The organism is Desulfolutivibrio sp. (genome assembly GCF_036584575.1).
GTDB lineage: Bacteria > Desulfobacterota > Desulfovibrionia > Desulfovibrionales > Desulfovibrionaceae > Desulfolutivibrio.
In genome coordinates this window covers 26,117-44,739 of sequence record NZ_JAZHDB010000080.1, presented here as the reverse complement: position 1 = coordinate 44,739, position 18,623 = coordinate 26,117, and the positions used below count along the sequence as shown (strand labels likewise).

Sequence of the window (18,623 nt, the reverse complement as noted above, 5' to 3'; positions counted from 1 at the left end):
GTTCCCAAATGGACGGCCCGGCCCGGCCCGTCCTCACGGCGTCAGGGAAACAGCCGGTGGCGCAGAGGCCTTCGCCCCGGGCGTCGACGATTTTTCCCCGATCAGCCGGTCGATGACCTCTTCGAGCGCATGAAGCGCCACGGGCTTGGCCACATAGTCGTCCATGCCCGCCGCCAGGAATTTCTCACGATCACCCGTCTGGGCATAGGCCGTCACCGCGATGACCGGGATGCCCGACACCGCCGCAAATTCCTTGTCGCTGCGGATGTGGCGCACGGCCTCGATGCCGTCCATCACCGGCATCTGGACGTCCATCAGGATGCAATCGAATTGGGATTGGCGCAGGGCGGCCAGGGCTTCCACCCCATTGCGGGCGGTGGCCACTTCATAGCCCCTGCGCCCGAGCAGCGCCTCCATGCCCTTCAGATTGACGGGTTCGTCCTCGACGACCAGCAGCTTCCGAGTTCGCCTGCGCGGTTCCGGGGACGGCATGGCCGCAGGCGTCGCGTCGTGTTCTTCCCGGGGCAGGGCGCAGGGGATGGACACGGTTATCCGGGTTCCCGCACCGACCGTGCTTTTTAAGGAGATCTCGCCGTCCATCAGGTCCACAAGTCGCTTGACGATGGCCAACCCCAGGCCGGCGCCCTGGTATTGCCGGGTGTAGGAGGCCTCGACCTGGGTGAAGCGATCGAAAATACGGTCTTGCTGTTCGGGGGGGATGCCCATGCCCGTGTCATGCACCGAGAAAAAAAGCCTGGGCCCTTCCGGGGCGTCGCCGGATTCGGCCCAGGCCATGATCCGGACCTCTCCCCGGGTCGTGAACTTGACGGCGTTGCCGACCAGATTGAAGAGAATCTGCCGTATCCTGGCCTCGTCGCCCACCAGCCGGAGGGGAACGCGCGGGTCGATATGCCAGAAGGTGGCCAGGCCTTTTTTCCCGGCGACCACGTCGAGGATGTCCGACACAGATCGAAAAATGTCACCCAGGGCGAAGGGCTTCATGGTCAGGTTCAGCCTGCCGGCCTCCATCCTGGAAAAATCCAGGATGTCGTCCAGGAGGGCCAAAAGTCGCCAACTGGCTGAGGTCGCATGGGCCACGCAGTCTTTCTGCTCGTCGGCCAGGGCGGTCAACTTCAGATACTGGAGCATGCCGAGTACGCCGTTTAACGGGGTACGGATCTCATGGCTCATGTTGGACAAAAATTCGCTCTTGGCCCGGTTGGCGGATTCGGCCTGCTCCTTGGCCGCGATGAGATCCCCCTCGGCCTGTCGGCGCTCCAGTTCCCCGGCGGCCCGGACGCTCACGATGCGCAACAGGGTCTCCGCCAGCCGGGCGTTGCAAAGGGGGGTGCGGCCGATGAGGGCGATCAATCCTATCGGCCGTCCCTGGGAGCCCCACAGGGTCGTCCCGATGTAGCTCTCGGCGTCCATGGCCGCCAGCGCCTCGTCTTTTGGGAACAGCCGCCGGACATGTTCCGGATGGCAGCAGATCATCTTGCCGACCACGTCGCCGCAAGGGGTGTCCTTGAGGGCATAGGACATGTTGTCCTCGAAATGCCCGTCGGAGTAGACGGCCACGGTCCGGGCGGTCAGTCCGTCTCCCTCCAGCAGATCGATGCAGACAAACCCCATCTCCAGTTTTTCGGCCAGATAGCGGGCCAGGGATTGGAAAAAATCCTCACCTGATCGTGTAAAGCCTCTGGATGAAAGAAAATTCTGGACATCCCCGATCTCCGTGCGCTCGGTGATGTCCGTCATGGCCATCCGGCATTCCGGACGGCCCTTGGGGACGACGGCCTCAAGTCGCACACATTTCGCGTGCCCTTTTCCCGTGACCAGGGGCGTTTCGAAGATGGCCTGCCCCGTGCCCTGAAAGGCCTCGCCAAGGAAGCTGTTGAAGGCGGTATAGGCATGGTCGGGGAGAAGGAAGTGGAAACGCCGGTTGATCAGGTTGGCCCGCTCCACCTCCACCACGTTGGTTCCGGCGAGATTGGCCTGGAGAATCGTTCCGTCGCCATCGAGGGTGAAGTATCCGACCGGGGCGAAGTCATAGAGGTCGGCGTAGCGGGCCAGCCCCGCCTCTACCTCGTCCCGGGAGCGGCGCAGCTCTTCGTTTTGCAGCTCAAGCTCAATCTGGTGGACCTGGAGCTCGTGGACGAGCCGCTTCAAATCCCCCGAAGATTCGGCGACGGTCGGGCCGGTTTGTGTGCGACGCAACATTTCCTCGGCCTGCTGGCGCAGGGCGGCTGGTTTCGGTGATGCTGCCCCTTCGCTTCTCATGGCGTGCCCTCCCCGGATGCAGCGTGGGAGGCGTCTTTGAGACATGGCCCCTCCAGCATCCCGGGCTGAGCCTCGAGCAGGAGGCAAAAGCGGTCGGGTTTGTCGCCCGGCCGGTAGGCGGAACACCGAACGGTTTTCGCGCCATGTTCGAAAAACAGATCGAAACCGCCGCGTACGCCGTGTACGGCCGCATTCTGGCAGGCCGCCCGCCAACGCGCCTCGTTCCCGGGCCACACCTCGCGCAGGGTCCGGCCCAGCACCTCCCCGCCTGGTCCGCCCCAAAGGTCCGCGAAGGCCTCGTTGACGAACACAAACCGGCCGTCCACAAAGACGCCCGCCGTATCGAACACGGTCGTAAGGAGCGCGAACGCCTTGGGCATGTTGTCGAACACCGCCAGGGCCTCGTGCTCCTTTTCCCGCAGCCGCTCCTCCAGACGCTTGGAGGCGCTTACGTCGGACAGGGTGATCACCAATCCGTCAATCCGATTGTCCAGGGTGCGATAGGGCATGACGCGCGTCAGAAACCAGCGGCCATCCCGGGCGGGAAGGGCTTTTTCGAGAAAGACCAGGGAGCGCAGCACCTCGCGTGCGTCCGAAATCATGTCGGGATACTCCAGCACCGTGGCGATGTCCGTGATGGGCCGCCCCACATCGCTTGGAATGAGCTTGAAGATCGATGCGACCTGGGTGGTGAACCGCCGCACATTGAGGTCGTCGTCCAGAAACAGCGTGGCGATGTCGGTGCTGTTGAGCAGGTTCTTCATGTCGTTGTTGGCCCGGGACAGGTCGTCGAATTTCGCCTTCAATTCATGGTTGACGGTCTGGAGTTCCTCGTTCATGGACTGAATTTCTTCTTTTGATGTGGTCAGTTCCTCATTGGTGGATTGCAATTCCTCGTTTGCGGATTGCAATTCTTCATTGCTAAGTCTCAGCTCTTCCTGGGAAGTCTGCATCTCCAGTCGGATTGTTTTGGCCTCGCTTCTGGCCTGGAGCAGCTCCCGTCCGAGGGCCTCCAGTTGGGAAATATCCTTTATTTCTGGGTCGACGAGGGTGGGAGCCGCCGCCTCCAGGGCATCCGGAACATCCAGAAAAACGACCAGGACCATTCCTTTCAGATCAGAAGGATCATCAATAGGGTGTATCACCACGTCGACGGCATGTTTCCCGCCGTTTGTTCCCAGGTGGACGCTTTTTATTATGGCGGATTTTCTCTCCCTGACCGCCTGGAGAAAGGCAGCGTCGAGCTTGAAGTGAAGATCTCCGCGGGCCATGGCGAACAGATTCCAGTTTGCCTTTCCTGCCGCCGGTTCCAGGTACCTGCCAGTGCGTCCGCTGATATAGACGATGTCTCCCTTTTCCGTGGTCAGTACGCCAGCCGGGGCATAGTATTGCAAGAGCAATCGTTCGGTCAGAACCTGGATGTTGGGGACAGGTGCGGGCTTCCGTGCGGGATCGGCCGACGGGGACGGAGCAGCCCTGAAGGCGTCGGGAAACTCCACCGGGGCGGCATGCGTGGCCACGTCAAGGCGCCGATACAGCCGCAGCTTGCTGTCCAGGGGGGAGAACAGGTCGGTGAAGGTTCCGACTGTTTCCGCACTGCCCAAAAACAGCGTGCCGCCGGGATTGAGGCTGTAATGAAAAAGCGGCAACAGCTTTTGTTGCAGCGAGTGATCCAGGTAGATGAGCAGATTGCGGCAGATCAGGATGTCGAGTTTGGTGAAAGGCGGGTTCATGGCCACGTTGTGCGGGGCAAATATGACGGTCTCCCGTATCTCCTGGCCCACCTTGAAGCCATGCTCGACCTGATTGAAAAACCGGTGCAGGCGTTCCGGGGAGACGTCCACGGCGATATTTTCCGGATAGACGGCCGCCCGGGCCTTGTCGATGGCGTCCCGGTCCAGGTCGGTGGCGAAGATCAAAAGCGCGTGGCTGCGCGGCGGTCGGCAGGCGTCCTGGGCCTCTTTAAAAATCATGGCCAGGGAATAGGCCTCTTCCCCGGTGGAGCAGCCCGGCACCCAGGCCCGCAGGGTTCCGCCCTCCGGCTGTGCGGCCAAAAGGGCCGGGATGACCGTTGTCTTCAGATATTCCCAGGCCAGCGGATCCCGGAAAAAACTCGTCACCCCGATCAGAAGCTCCTTGAAAAGCAGCTCGATCTCCTGGCGGTTCTCCCGCAGAAACCGCACATAGTCCGGAATCTCGTCGATCTGATGCAGGCCCATGCGCCGTTCGATACGGCGATAGATGGTGCTTTTTTTGTACAGGGAAAAGTCGTGGCCGGTCTGGGAGCGCAACAGGATCAAGACTTTTTCCAGGGCGCTTTGGTCCTTGGCCTTGATGGCGATGGCCGACGGGGCGGCCGGATGGGCGTGCTTGAGGTAGGCCAGAATCCTGCCGGGCAATTCTTCCACTGGGGCCACGACGTCTGCCAGCCCGGCGTCGATGGAACTGCGCGGCATGCCGTCGAATTTGGCCGTTCCCGGCTCCTGGACGAATGTTCCCCCGCCTTTTTCCTTGATGGTCCCCAGGCCCAGCATGCCGTCTGAGCCCATGCCCGAGAGGATGACGCCGATGGCGGAGGGCCCCCGGTCGTCGGCCAGGGAGCGCAGGAAGAAATCGATGGGCAGGCGAAGGCCCCGGGCCTGGGTCGGGGGGAACAGATGCAGGGTGTCGCCCAGGATGGAGATGTCCGTGTTCGGGGCGATGACATAGATATGCTCGGGCGCGATCCGCAGTCCGTCCTCGACCTCCTGGACCGGCATATCCGTGGCCCTTTGGAGCAATTCGACCAGGGCGCCCTTCTTGGTGGGGTCCATGTGCTGGATGACGACAAAGGCCAGGCCGGAGCCCGCGGGGACGTTGCGGAGAAACAGTTCCAGGGCCTCAAGGCCCCCTGCCGAGGCCCCCAGGCCGATAACCGGAACCTGCCCGGGGGCGGCGTTCGTTGCCGCGTGTTTTGCTGTTGCCGTCGGCGTTTCGATTGGCGCTGCACGGTCGGACATATCGGCCTGTTCCAGCTTTTCATTTGTATTTGGCATCGGGTTCCAATCGTGACCACGTTTTTTGGTAAATCTACTTCCGGATCGCCATGATTTTCCGGAACCGGACATGTTGTGTGTTCATGGCTGTTCGAGGGTATGCGACACACTACGCCACTGTTACATATAAAATTCTATACAAAAAGAGTACCAGGATGGTCTTTCCGGTCAAGCCCTGGCTCACGTAAGGCCTGGAATCCATTTCATATGAAATTGCCCGTGAAATAGTTCATGCTGAATGCACTCAAAAATCATGTAAATCCGCACTGTGGGTGGCGAACACCGAAGATCCCTGCTCCAACCTGCGGACAAAAAGCCAAAGAAGAGAGATGTGCGCGACAATGGAATCGACTCCGTTCGTCCGGACGGGCTGTTCCCCTCCCGAGAAAACGAACGGCGGCCGTGCCCAGGTGGGCATCTGGTCAAATATGCTCTCGGTGGTCATATTTGGCCAGAAAAAGGGACTGCCGGGATGGGCCAGGCCGTTTTCCGATTTCGAAGGCACGGCCTAGGATTGCGTCTTGCGGATGCCGAGCTTGCGCATCCGGCCGCGCAGGGTGCTGCGTTCCAGGCCAAGGATTTCCGCCGCGCTGTTTTTCCCGCCGACTTTCCACTGGGTCTGTTCCAGGATGCGGAGAATATGGTCCCGCTCGACAGCCTCCAACGTCTTTGTGGCGGCGCGCGAATCCGCCACGGGCACGCTGCGGAGTTCATCCACCAGACGCAGCTTCGGACCTGACGAAACGATCACGGCCCGCTCAAGGACGTTTTCCAATTCTCGAACATTTCCTGGCCAGGGATACTGCTGCAAGGCCTGCATGACCGTTATCGGTATGATTTCAATAACCTTTCCCAAACGTTTTGAAATTCTGCCCACAAAGAAGTTGACCAGAAGCGGGATGTCGTCGGCACGGTCCCGTAGCGGCGGCATGAGGATTGGGAAGATGTTCAACCGGTACCACAGATCGCCGCGAAACGTCCCCTTGCGAACCTCTTCCTCCAGATCCCGGTTGGTGGCGGCGATAATCCGGACATCGACCTTGATGGTTTGCGAACTGCCTAAGCGCTCGAACTCGCCGTTTTGCAGCACCTGGAGCAGTTTTGCCTGCAACTCCAGGGGCAGTTCGCCGATCTCGTCCAAAAACAGGGTGGCGTGGTTGGCGACCTCGAATCTGCCCAGCCGCTTGGCCAGCGCTCCGGTGAACGCGCCCTTTTCATGGCCGAACAGCTCGCTTTCGATAAGATTTGCCGGCAGCGCGGCGCAATTCATCTTGACCAGGGCCCGGTCCTTGCGCTGGCTCAAGCCGTGAATGGCCCTGGCCGCCAGTTCCTTGCCCGTTCCTGTCTCCCCGAGAATCAGGACGTTGGTGTCCGTACCGGCAATCTGTTCGATCTTGTAAAAAACGGAATTTATCGCAGTGCTTTGCCCGATAATATTTTCATGGTTGTATTCAGTTTTTATCTCTTCTTTCAGATAGGATCGCTCGATCTCCAGGAGTTGCTTAAGGTGTTTGATTTCTGAAAGTGAATCCTCGGCAATCTGTTTTCTCTTGTCAGCCTCCTCCTTTGCGATGAGAAGTTCTGCGGTTCTTTCGGAAACGATATCCTCAAGATGTTTTTTATATCCCTCGCGCTCGGTTACATCATTTATAGCCAGAAAGATCAATTGCGGAACATTTATATTGTCGCAAATCAACCTGGCGTTCACATGTAATATCTTATGTCCAATGTTATTAAAATCATGTTCTATCGTAAAATCTTGGGAGATGTTGTTCTTGGGAAGGATTGCCTCAAGCAGAAGCTTTAGTCTGGGGATATTCCAGTGGCCGTTGTCAAGTTCGTATATCAAAACGCCTTCCGTTTTTTGTGGCGTGAGATGGAAGGTCTGATAAAAAGACATATTGGCTTTCACGATCCTGAGTTCGGCATCAAGCAACACCAAAGGCTCAAGAATCGACCCCAGGAAGTTGTCGAAAAAACGGACGAAGGTTTGCAGCCTTCGCCTGTCATGCGTGTGGTATGTTGGCATTCGTCTCATTTCCCGAGTCACTTGGCACGCATTGCGGCACAATCAGAAACCAGCCTCGCCCCGGCATGGACGACGCCCGTGCGGCGGGTCTGCCTCTCGCTCTGCGAACCGGCGAGAGCGGCCGCGCCTTCCGGCATCGGTCGCCCTCGGGAATCATTGGACATGCTGCATGTTCATGCCTCACATCCCCCACTCCCCCTGGCATACGCCAGACCGTCTCCCAAAATGCCGCGCTCCCGCCTGGCCTGGCCGTTTTAGCCCGAAGGCCTTCCTGCGCGAGTGCAGAGGTTCCGTTCGGAGGCTACCCCTGCCAAGTATAAAATCATTTTGCCGTTACCTGTTTTCCGGCGGGCCGTCTTCTCCATAGCATCATGCTTAAGAACATGTCTCCCCCTGGTCAAGACAATACCGTACCCAGGGGCGGCGTGGCGCGCAGGGGGAGGCGCTTCAACACACGGATCAGGGCCTGCGGCCACAACCCGAAAGGGTACTGGAACAACTCGAAGTGCACACATCGACGTCGTATTGGGTTCTGTTGCTCGGGTTATTCCGGCACGAGTCCACGCATTGCCGATATTGCTGTCGGCAGTATTGTCTCGTCTCAACGCCGTTATGCTGCGGCTGGTTTGAACGCCTGGGGGCCGAGGCGCCAGGGTTGAAGATGAGCTCATTTCCATCCCGGACGACATGCTGCCTGGCTACGCACGTCAAGTTGCATTCCTTGCAGTCGCGATTGCAAATGGTGCTTGGATCACCGGATGGCGCGTTTACCGTGCAGACAACCATGCCATCAGGCCGTATGCATTCAAATGAGTTTGGCCCGGCGGCAAACGAGAGTTGACTTATGCAGGCGCAGGCAAGCAGGATCGTTACGGTAAAAAGAATCCTTTTCATGTCTCTCTCCTTGTGACAAACATTTTTCAGGATGATAGAGTTTTGCCAATGAAGCCAAGTGACGCTTTATCACTGTCCCTTGACAAGCATGTCGTTGCGAACGTCTCTTACGCCAACGATTCTCCGAGCCACATGGACCGCAGTATTGATATCCTGCCGGGAACTGACAAATCCGCTCAACTGCACCACACCCTTGAACGTCTCGACATTGATCTCGGCGGATTGCAGTGATGGCTCCTGAAATATAGCCGTTTTCACCTTTGCCGTGATGACGCTATCGTCAATGTATTCCCCTGTGCCTTCCCGGGTGGGCGTTGAGGCACATCCGACGATGAAGGAAAGGACAACGACAATGATCAATCCGGTGACATGGTGATATCGTGACATGATCTGGCTCCTTTCTCTGTGAATGTTGCACGGTGATGTTATTTGGTGTGAACGTCGTCAGGCTCTTTCCTCTCGGTCGGCTGCCGCCCGTGTGTCGTCTCTCAATATTACGTCTGTATTGTTTAATAAATTGCAGCATGTTACAGTGCTCTTTTCACAACTTAGGCGCGCCAATTGTCCAGGACACGACGCTAGGTGAGTCGTCGGACCACGCGCAAGCAGACAAGCAGGATCACCGCTCCAAGCGTGGCCACCAGTATCGACCCCAAGAGCCCATGTACGCCAATGATGGCGGAGCCGAAGAGGTGCCCACCGAGAACCGCGCCCAGGACGCCCACAAGAAGATCGCCCACAAGGCCGAATCCGCCCCCCCCCATGAGGACTCCGGCCAGCCACCCGGCTATCAACCCGACAAGGAGAAACCAGAGAAGTTCGTTCATGTCATATCCCATCCTGTCGTTTCATCTCCTGGCGTTGCGTCCCTCTAGGAACTCGCCAGTATTTTAGAAAAAAATGATACTTTTGACCTATCGTGTTGAAAAATTCTCGTACACAAATTTCAAAGACACGAAAAAAGCATGATTCAGAAAATAACTTGATCTGTAGACATCTTGAGCAACATATCGACAGGAGGCGCTCAACATCGACCTCCTGCCAACCGTATTCCTGTTCTCTAACCAGTATGGCGATTCATGCACAGTTTCCATCACATCATTTGTTCAACGCATCGGGAGAACGTACAGCCTGGATGATTCTACAATCTCGCTGCGGCCAGGCCGGATGGGTGTCGATTTTGTCATGGTCACGGCGCCGCCTTCTCCTCAAACCCCAGGCGGCCACCGAATACTGTGCGCATGGCGCCGATCCTGTCATCGAACGATGACCGTCGACGGAGTGCCGTAGTCGCCGGTGTTCCCTGTCGACCCGGTGTTCCCCTTGTTTCCCTGACTCCCGGTATTCCCCTGCCTGCCAGTGTCGCCCGTGTCACCCTGCCTGCCGGTGTCGCCCGTGTTGCCACGGGAACCGGTATCGCCGGTGTTTCCTTGCTGGCCAACGTCGCCCTGTTGGCCGGTATCACCCGTGTCTCCGCGCAAGCCGGTATCTCCTGCAACTCCCTGCTGGCCTGCCGCTCCCGTATTCCCCTTGTTCCCGGCAGCGCCCGTGGCGCCGGTGTATCCGGTGTTTCCCTTTTGGCCTGTACTCCCCGTATGACCGGGCACTCCCTTTGACCCGGTCTGTCCGGTATACCCCCTGTCGCCGGTTGCTCCCTGCGGTCCCGGAGGACCGGTGCAGGCCGTTATGCTGAGCGCCAACAACGCCAACCCGAAGAATGAGGGATACTTCACAAGGACTCTCCTTTGATGGATCTGTTCAAAGCGGTAACTGCGGCTTTGCGAATGAGCAAAGGCTACTTGGAGTACTTGAAGGCAGGCATGGCCTTGACGGCGTCTTTGGTGGCGCCCGGCAGCAGAACACGCTTGTCCTTGATGGTCAGTTGGCTGAGGGGAATGACGACGTCATGTTCCGCAATCCCCAAAAAGCCGCCAGTGCCCACAATCGCATAGGACATGGCCTTCACCGGGGTCACGATGATGTCGCTGATGGTGCCGACCTTTTCATTGGCTTCATTGAAGACATCCTTGTCCAGGATATCCTTTTTGATGCTCCATCCCTTGGCGACAACCAGGATTTCCTCACTGGTGATGCCGATGGTGCCGACCACAGGCGTGGCTTGAGCGAAGGCGGCTCCCGAAACGAGCGTCAGGGACAGGGCCGCAGCCGCACAAAGTGTCTTCAAGGCAATTGTCATGATGATGCTCCTTCGTTAAACAGTTTTTGTGACCTGTTGATATATTCAGACCATCGCTGGTCGAGTTATCCATGCAAAGCTTCATCAAGATAGCCATGAGGCCGAATATTCATTAATACATCTCGCGGCGCAGCCTCTCCATCCCGCCCCACTGCTCAAAGAGTTGATTCGAATGCGAGTCGATATATTTTTTGTCGACAGGCCACCCTTGAGAGGTGTCTGTGAAAACGACATAGATCATTTGGTCGGTTGTCCCTTCCCCCCTGGGGTCGCTCGGGATGCCCACAGCCCTGGCCAGCGCGATGGATCCTTCGCCAATCTTGTTATCTGGGCCGACGTCCGCAAAGATGCAGCCCGACGACATCGCGGTGTCCATGTTCACCACATATCCAAAGTCGCCCATCGTCGCCGGGATCCGGCTATCACCGGGGAGAACGAAGAATGGTATCGCTTCAGAATTGACATATCGCGTTGGGTCGTTGTTCTTTTTTGTTGCGTCCTGCAAGCTCGTCCCGGACACGTAGTAGCCCGGTGCAGGGTCCGTCGCATCCTGAAGAACGGGCTTGCCGCTTCGCTTGGTATTATGGGTGACAATCCCCCACCAGTTGCCAGGTCGTCCTGCGTTTCCGAGGTGGTCCAGGCCTTTCCCGGGGAGAGGATGATACGCGGTGAACGCTCCATCAGCGTCGATATTCATTCCAGACTTGAATATATAGACAGAGCCATGCTTCTTAGTTTGATATATTGATGAAGACCCAATGCGTTGAAAGAATATCTTCATCCCAGCTGGTACGGATAAACTCATTGCCGCGCGTCGCTCTTTCATATTTTTGAAACCGAGGCGAGGATCGCAGGTAAAGACCAAGGGGGTGCTTCTATTCATCGCAACGTCAACAGTATGATGCATGCCTGTTGATATTGACTCGTGAGTCGACAGGTCGCTGGCAAATGACGCAGTACTCAATAAAAAGGCGAAGACTGCACATATCGCAACGACCCATAGAATGATTAGCTTTATGTTTGTCTGATGTCGCATTGTGTAGAGGTGTATTACTTCTCCATCCTTGAATGTTTTCATAATTACCGCCTAATTTTAACGCGATTATTTCACTTATAAGTAGCGTCTGTAAAACTATTATGAATTGTTATTTTGCATCGCTTTGTAGCCTATAGTTAACTTTATATATGGACATGGCAACGCGCCGCAGTCATATAAATTGTCATTATATGCACATATGCGCTAGTTTTATTGCGTTTATTCATGAAGACGTGAAGATTTTGCATTTTAGCAATGCCCATCGCGAAACATTTATGTCTATACACATCAATACTCTGTGAGGGTGTTTTCAATATTGCCGAGTTTGACTTGTATTTTGCCATACAACGTCTCGTTGTTGCCTTCGAGCACCATCTGTTTATTATTTATTATCGAACCAATAGTATTTTTAATGGTTCCCTTGATCTGGCGAACTGTGCCAAAAACAATCTTTTTCGTTCCTGACATGGCGTGATCTCCACGTTGTTTACTATTACATATGAAAGAATTTTTGCCTTCTTAAGTCATGCTGTTTGCTCTGCCGCGCATCAGGTTCAGGAATAATGATGATATATGTTGATATTACATTTTCCATGCCGGTTTTTGTTGTGACGGTATTGTTTTGCAACATGCTGGTTTCATGATTCATTCTCCTGTGGTCGACTACGCCACCTCATCGCTAGCGGGCAGGCGCGTCCGGTCGTATGTGACCTTTGGTCAAATGCGACATGCTTTTTCCCGAGTGTGTTGCCGGGGAGGTGGCTCCTGACCGCCCGGTCTCAGGACGAACCAGATCAAGAACACGAGCCTGGGCACGCGTATTTCTCGTGAAATGAGCGGATTGTCGCGCAAAGGGCCGAAACGTGGAGGATCTGGCAGCGACGTTTTTCATCCGGACGCGTGCATTGGGCAGTCATGTGCGCGGCGATCAGGGGGAGGGGGGGCCGCCGTATCCAGGGCGGTGAACCCTGCATGCCGTGGTCAGTACCGCCGTGTCGACCCCGGACCTGGAAGAGCCGAAGCGAATGGACCGGAGAGCCCGTGTCGTGATCGGAAAATAATATATCCGTATTGTGAAATGTGGCCTTTTGGTATTTTCTATAGAAATTAACGTTCGCCGATTGTCCGGACACGACAAGTGAGCCCGCGAAGCTGGGGCCTTCGGAGGAGGAGCGGGCGGAATTCGGTGTTTGGATGTCTGGTGGTCTGATGTCGTCAGGAATATTTTGCGACCGCCGCTCCCCCCTTGCTGAGGGGGCGAGGGCGGACGGGCTGCGGCGGCGAGGAGGCGTTTGAGCAGCCTCGGCCAGGGCTACTCTGCAGTTGCCCCGCGCGCGGAGGTGTGGATTGAAACAAGGGATGCCATGATTTTGCCGCTCCCGATGTGATCGTCCCCCCGCGGAGGGATTTCGCGAATCTGCGGATTGTGCGCTTAGGTCCGGAAGTTGCGAATTGCACTGTGATCGGGACGGTCAAATTGCTGGGGCTATCTTGTGGGTTCCCAGGTGGCGAGTCCTTCCTGGGTAGGAATAGGGTAGGAAACAGAAAAAGGGCCTACGGATTTTCGTCCGTAAGCCCTTGATTTTGCTGGTTGCGGGGGCAGGATTTGAACCTGCGATCTTCGGGTTATGAGCCCGATGAGCTACCGTGCTGCTCCACCCCGCGTCACTGAAGAAGGGGAAGCTACGCGCTGAAAAAAGACTTGTCAACACTCTTTTTCACGGACACACTCTTTTTCCGGCAACGCTCGCCACGACACACCGAAAGCGGGGGAACGCGACCCCGCGTCGGCCATCCCAGGCGTTGCCCAGGCGGGAACATGTCCCCTCGACACTTCGCCTTGTTGTCGGCCATTGCCCTGCAGGCTTGGTTCGCCCTGGCCTGGGCCCTGGCCCTGCGGCGCGTGAAAAGTACTGGCGGCGACACCCCGTCCCGGACGTTCCCGGGATGGCTGGCCCGCCTCGCCGGGCTTTTCGGCGTCGGAAGCGGGCTGGCCTATGCCGTCATGGCCGGTGACCCCGTGTTTTGGGTCGGGCAGGCTTTCGTCCCGATTCTCGCCGGACGCGTCATGGCCGTTTTGTCCGGGCGGACCTCGGTACGAAGAATCCCGGACGGCGACCAGACGGGGCGCAATCCCGGTTGACGGCCTCGGAGTTTGTGGATATGAGAAGAAGTTCATCACATCACTTGGAGATTATGCATGAGCAAGATGACATATCAGCCGCACAAGACCCGGAGAAATCGCACCCACGGCTTTCTGGTTCGCTCCAGGACCAAAAACGGGCAGGCCATCCTGCGCCGCAGACGGGCCAAGGGCCGCAAGCGTCTGGCCGCCTGATTTACCCCCCGGAGCACCGGCTGCGCCGTCGCGGCCGGTTTACGGCCTGCTACGATTCGGGACGCAAATATTTCACCCGGCATTTCGTGGTGTTTGTTTTGTTGCGGCCTGCGGACGGCGTGTCCGCGCGGCTGGGGCTCACGGTTGGGAAAAAATGCGGCGGCGCCGTGGCGCGCAACCGTATAAAACGCGTGCTCAGGGAATTTTTTCGGCTGCACGGTTCGATTGTCGAGGTTTCCCTCGACATCGTGATCGTGGCCAAGAAATCCCTGGATGTCGCCGGGTTTTCCCTTGATGCCGCCTGTCGCGAGCTTTTGCCGCTCGTGGCCCGGCTGCGCAAGGATTTCTCCCGCGTCACAGGGGCGTGACCGATGCCAGTCATGCGACGAATTGCCCTTTCGTGCATACGCTTCTACCAACTCGCGGTTTCGCCTTGGCACCAGCCGTGTTGTCGCTTCGTGCCGTCCTGTTCCCGGTACGCCTATGAAGCCTATTCGCGGTTTGGTTTCTTCCGCGCCTCCTTTTTGACACTCAAACGCCTTTTGCGTTGCCATCCCTTCGGGGGGTACGGCTACGATCCGGTGCCAGACGCCCCTTCGGCCGCCACGGGTCCGAGCGGGAGCGTCCAGGACTGCGCCCCATCCATATTCACCTCCACCGACGGAAACATTCATCACCATGGAAAACAAACGCGTCATGCTGGCTGTGGTTCTCTCCCTGGCGGTGCTTTTGGCCTGGAACTTCCTGTTCCCGACGCCGAAAGCCCCCCCGCAGCCGCCCCAGGCCACCACATCTGAGGCTCCGTCCGAGGCGAAACCCGCCACGGCAGCGGCTCCCATCGGAACCCTGTCGGCTTTCGCCCCCACCCCGGGGCGCATGATCACGGTCAAAACGCCGCTTTACACCGCAGTTTTTAATTCCCTGGGCGGCGTGCTCGATTCCTTTGCCCTCACAGATTATCACCAGACCATCGCCGCGGATTCCCCCCTGGTGAACCTGGTCAGCGACATCTCCCGCCAAAAGGCCCCCCTGGGGCTGCTCGTCAACGGCCAGCCCACCTGGCAGGCCGCCCAGTGGTCCGTTGAGGGCGGGGATCTGGACCTGACCCTGGGGCAAAGCGGGGCGATCACCTTCGTGGGCCAACTTGGCGATCTGCGCATCGAGCGCACCATGACCTTTACGGCTGACAACTACCTGTTCGATGAAAAACTGGCCTTGATCAACGCCTCCAGCGCCCCGGTCAGCCTCAAGGTGGCGACCGCCCTGGCCGTGGAGAAACTGTCGGAGAAAAGCGAATCCTACAACGTGACCAAGGTTGCCTATTTCAACGATTCCGGCTTGCACACGGTCACCGACGTCAAGGATCTCGAGCAGGGGGTCGTCGCCGACAAGGGGGTGAAGTGGGCCTCCGTGGAGAGCAACTACTTCATCATGGCCTCCGTGACCCTGGAGTCGGGATATCTGGCCAAGGCCAAGTTCGAGGACGGCGTGTACCGGGTGGCCATGGAAAAGGACGCCGTGTCCGTGACCGCCTCCAGCCGGGTCGATCTGCCGTCCGCGTATTATCTGGGCCCCAAGGAGACGGCGTATCTGGCCAAGGCCCCGGGCGACCTCTCGGCCTCCGTGGACTACGGGTGGTTCGACTTCATCGCCAAGCCCCTGCTCATCCTGCTCGATTTCCTGCATGGCTATGTGGGCAACTACGGCGTGGCCATCATCCTTTTGACCATCATCATCAAGATCGTGTTCTGGCCCCTGACCCACAAGAGCTACAAGTCCATGGACCAGCTGCGCAAGTTGCAGCCGCTCATGGCCCAGATCCGCGAGAAGCACAAAGATGACCGCCAGAAGATGAACGAAGAGATGATGCGGCTGTACAAGACCTACAAGGTCAACCCGGCAGGCGGATGCCTGCCCATGGTGGTGCAGATTCCCGTGTTCATCGGCCTGTACCAGGCGCTTTTGAACGCGATTGAACTGCGGCACGCCCCGTTTATTGCCCATGTGCCTTTCACGGACATCGTCTGGCTGGCCGATTTGTCCGTCAAAGACCCCTTTTACGTCACCCCCATCGTCATGGGGGCGACCATGTTCTTGCAGCAGAAAATGACCCCGGCCCCCGGCGATCCCACCCAGGCCAAGCTCATGCTGGCGCTTCCGGTCGTGTTCACCTTCATGTTCCTCAACTTCCCCTCGGGGCTGGTTGTGTACTGGCTGGTGAACAACGTCCTGTCCATCGCCCAGCAATGGCGCCTCATGAACAAAAGCACAAAGGCCTGATCGCCCGGACAACGCGCCCCATGCACGCCCGGCCCGGTCATCGCCCCAGGCCGGGCGCTCTCCAAGGAGACCCCATGAGCGAGATGAAGACATTCAGCGGAAAAAATGTGGACGAGGCCATGGAACAGGCCTGCCAGTTCTTCAAGACGGAACGGGAGAAACTGGAAATTGAAATCATAACCGGTGGGTCCACCGGCATTTTTGGACTTGTCGGCAAGAAAAAGGCCGAGATCAGGGCCAGGGTGCGCGAGGAAATCAGGCTTCTGGCCGAACCCTCCGCCCCGGCGCCGACCGCCCCCGCCCCTTTGGCGGATGCCCCCGAAACCGGTCTCGAGGCCGCCCCCGAGGCCGCTTCCGCCCCCGAGGCCCGGCCTGTGGCGCGGCAACCCGCGCGTCCGGCCAAGCTTCAGGATGCCGCCGCACCCCAGACCGGGGACGAAGCTGCCGCCCCGGCCGCTTTCGAGCCCGCTCAGGAGTCGGCCGCCGCAGCCAAGACGTCCCCTGCCGCCGAGGACCGTCCTGCGGCTGAGCGGCGTAGACCCCGCCAAGGCGCTCCCCGCCAGTCCGGCGGCCGTGCTGCGCGCGAACAGCGTGAACCGCGAGAGACTCGTGAGCCGCGTGAACCGCGAGAGACTCGTGAGCCGCGTGAACCCCGTGAGCCGCGCGAAACCCGCGAACCCCGTGAGCCGCGCGAAACCCGCGAACCCCGTGAGCCGCGCGAGGCCTTGCCGCCTCCCGGCCCGTTGTCCGAGGAGCTTACGGCCCTGGTGCGCGAGGTCATGGAGCATCTGCTGACGGGCATTCTCGATGCCTTGCCTGAGATGGAGATCTCCGGGAACTCCGAGCGGGTGACCGTCCTGGTCCTGGACGAGGAGAATTCCGGGCTGTTGATCGGCCGCGAGGGTCAGACCCTGGCCTCCCTGCAATATCTGGCCAACCGCATCGTGGCCAGACGCCACGAAGATCCGGTACGCATCCAGATCAACACCGGCGAATACCGTGAGCGCCAGGACGACAACCTGCGCAAGATGGCCATCTATCTGGCGGACAAGGCCAAGTCCCTGGGTCGTCCCCAGAGCACCAAGCCGCTTTCGTCCTACCACCGCCGGGTGGTGCATCTGGCCCTGCAGGAGGACGAGACCGTCCAGACCCGCAGCAAGGGCGACGGCCCGCTCAAACGGGTCATCATCGTGCCCCGCCAGCAGCGTAACGGCGGCAGCGCCGAACGGGCGGGGTGACGCGGCCGTTCGTCCGCGTTTTGACGTTTGATCGAGAGTCTCCCGGGGCGTTTTGTTCGTGCCGGAAACGCCCCGGGTTTCGCCCATGCCGATGTGGGAGCGCAGTGACCCACGTGGTCTGAGGCCTGTATGGCCACGGACGGCATTCCCTTTTTGCGAATGGGGGAACCGGGGCAAAACGGCCGTAACCGTTTCCTCCGGAGCAAGACGTGGGTTCCCGCGAATTCAAAGCCGACATTCTGCTGCTGCTGACCGCCCTCATCTGGGGCCTGGCCTTTGTGGCCCAACGCCTGGGCATGGACCATGTGGGACCGTTCACCTTCAACGGGGTGCGGTTTCTGCTCGGGGCGGGGGCGCTTTTGCCCCTGGCCCTGCGTAGCGTGGGACAGAGCCACCCCTCCGATTTCCTGCGTCCCGCCCGGGGCGGTTCCATCGGCCTGTGGGGAGGCCTTGTGGCCGGTGTCGCCCTTTTCGCCGGGGCCACCCTGCAACAGGTGGGGCTGGTCTACACCACGGCGGGCAAGGCCGGATTCATCACCGGGCTCTACGTGGTCATCGTGCCTATGATCGGGATGTTCTTCCGGCAAAAAGCCACCCGCGGCGACTGGATCGGCGCGGTTGCGGCGGCCGTGGGGCTGTATTTTCTGTCGGTCACCGAGGATCTGAGCATGTCCTTCGGGGACGTGCTGGAGCTTGTGGGGGCCGTGTTCTGGGCCGGACACGTCTGCCTCATCGGCTGGCTCTCACCGCGTATGCGGGCCACCCAGTTGGCGTGCAGCCAGTACGCGGTGTGCGGCGTTCTCAGCCTTCTGACCGCCTTTTTTACGGAGACCATCACCCTCCAGGGGTTGTCCGGCGCCCTGTATCCCATCCTGTACGGCGGGCTTATGTCCGTGGGGCTGGCCTACACCCTGCAGGTGGTGGCCCAGCGCGACGCCAAACCGGCCCACGCCGCCATCCTGCTCAGTCTGGAGGCCGTTTTCGCGGCCCTGGCCGGGTGGCTGCTTCTGGATGAATCCATGGGGAGCCGGGGGCTTTTCGGATGCACGCTGATGATGGGCGGCATGCTGGCCTCCCAGTTGTGGCCCAAGGGGACCAAGGCCCTGGACGCGGCATAAGGCGCAGGCCTTTGTGCTCACAGGTGTTCGGCGGAGGGAATGCTCCGGAAATGGATGCTCCCGGCCCCAGGCCTGCGGCGTAACCGCCGGAAGGCGTCCCTGAGGAGTTGCCTGGTGCGGGCCGGACGCATGCGCCGACGGCCGTGTCGAAAAAATCAGCCGCGTGAACGCGCAAACG

Annotated in this window: 16 protein-coding genes and 1 tRNA gene; 7 read left to right on the top strand and 10 right to left on the bottom strand. The window is 58.9% G+C overall.

The annotated features are described in order from the left end of the window. Positions 1–33: 33 nt before the first annotated feature. The 10 genes from V3572_RS06150 to V3572_RS06105 form a co-directional block, all read right to left on the bottom strand. Complete coding sequence (locus V3572_RS06150; protein WP_332110100.1) at positions 34–2,280, bottom strand: hybrid sensor histidine kinase/response regulator; 2,247 nt, start codon at positions 2,278–2,280, stop codon at positions 34–36. Then, entirely contained in the window at positions 2,277–5,279 is a 3,003-nt protein-coding gene (locus V3572_RS06145; RefSeq protein ID WP_332110099.1) for a chemotaxis protein CheB, read from the bottom strand. The genes V3572_RS06150 and V3572_RS06145 overlap by 4 nt, the downstream gene beginning before the upstream one ends. A 544-nt stretch (positions 5,280–5,823) precedes the next feature. Continuing rightward, positions 5,824–7,344, bottom strand: coding sequence for a sigma-54 interaction domain-containing protein (locus V3572_RS06140; RefSeq protein WP_332110098.1), 1,521 nt, complete (start codon positions 7,342–7,344; stop codon positions 5,824–5,826). 963 nt (positions 7,345–8,307) lie between these two features. Then, entirely contained in the window at positions 8,308–8,625 is a 318-nt protein-coding gene (locus tag V3572_RS06135; protein ID WP_332110097.1) for a BON domain-containing protein, read from the bottom strand. Positions 8,626–8,816: 191 nt separating this feature from the next. Continuing rightward, entirely contained in the window at positions 8,817–9,065 is a 249-nt protein-coding gene (locus V3572_RS06130; protein WP_332110096.1) for a GlsB/YeaQ/YmgE family stress response membrane protein, read from the bottom strand. Between the two features lie 429 nt (positions 9,066–9,494). Further along, entirely contained in the window at positions 9,495–9,971 is a 477-nt protein-coding gene (locus V3572_RS06125) for a hypothetical protein (protein ID WP_332110095.1), read from the bottom strand. A 62-nt stretch (positions 9,972–10,033) separates the two neighbouring features. Next, positions 10,034–10,435, bottom strand: a complete 402-nt coding sequence (locus V3572_RS06120; RefSeq protein ID WP_332110094.1) for a PRC-barrel domain-containing protein — start codon at positions 10,433–10,435, stop codon at positions 10,034–10,036. A gap of 112 nt (positions 10,436–10,547) precedes the next feature. Further along, positions 10,548–11,513 carry a hypothetical protein gene (locus V3572_RS06115; RefSeq protein WP_332110093.1) on the bottom strand — a complete coding sequence of 322 codons (966 nt, stop codon included), beginning with the start codon at positions 11,511–11,513 and terminating at the stop codon, positions 10,548–10,550. A gap of 246 nt (positions 11,514–11,759) precedes the next feature. Beyond that, entirely contained in the window at positions 11,760–11,939 is a 180-nt protein-coding gene (locus V3572_RS06110) for a CsbD family protein (protein ID WP_332110092.1), read from the bottom strand. A 1,120-nt stretch (positions 11,940–13,059) separates the two neighbouring features. After that, a tRNA-Met gene (locus V3572_RS06105) sits at positions 13,060–13,136 on the bottom strand. 154 nt (positions 13,137–13,290) lie between these two features. Here V3572_RS06105 and V3572_RS06100 point away from each other — a divergent pair. The 7 genes from V3572_RS06100 to V3572_RS06070 all read left to right on the top strand — a co-directional run bounded on the left by V3572_RS06100 (position 13,291) and on the right by V3572_RS06070 (position 18,445). Next, a complete protein-coding gene (locus V3572_RS06100) occupies positions 13,291–13,614 on the top strand; it encodes a hypothetical protein (RefSeq protein ID WP_332110091.1) in 324 nt (107 codons plus the stop codon). A 57-nt stretch (positions 13,615–13,671) separates the two neighbouring features. Then, positions 13,672–13,809, top strand: coding sequence for a 50S ribosomal protein L34 (rpmH, locus tag V3572_RS06095; RefSeq protein WP_163300240.1), 138 nt, complete (start codon positions 13,672–13,674; stop codon positions 13,807–13,809). Continuing rightward, entirely contained in the window at positions 13,806–14,177 is a 372-nt protein-coding gene (rnpA, locus tag V3572_RS06090; RefSeq protein WP_332110119.1) for a ribonuclease P protein component, read from the top strand. Before rpmH ends, rnpA begins: the two co-directional genes overlap by 4 nt. A 3-nt stretch (positions 14,178–14,180) precedes the next feature. Continuing rightward, entirely contained in the window at positions 14,181–14,606 is a 426-nt protein-coding gene (yidD, locus tag V3572_RS17795; protein ID WP_442877362.1) for a membrane protein insertion efficiency factor YidD, read from the top strand. Continuing rightward, entirely contained in the window at positions 14,488–16,089 is a 1,602-nt protein-coding gene (gene yidC / locus V3572_RS06080) for a membrane protein insertase YidC (RefSeq protein ID WP_332110089.1), read from the top strand. The genes yidD and yidC overlap by 119 nt, the downstream gene beginning before the upstream one ends. Positions 16,090–16,163: 74 nt before the next feature. Next, the gene (jag, locus tag V3572_RS06075; protein ID WP_332110088.1) at positions 16,164–17,327 is read left to right on the top strand and encodes an RNA-binding cell elongation regulator Jag/EloR; all 1,164 of its coding nucleotides are present in this window, start codon (positions 16,164–16,166) and stop codon (positions 17,325–17,327) included. A gap of 209 nt (positions 17,328–17,536) precedes the next feature. Next, positions 17,537–18,445 (top strand): DMT family transporter, encoded by a 909-nt coding sequence (locus V3572_RS06070; protein WP_332110087.1) that lies wholly within the window; start codon positions 17,537–17,539, stop codon positions 18,443–18,445. Positions 18,446–18,623 lie beyond the last annotated feature (178 nt).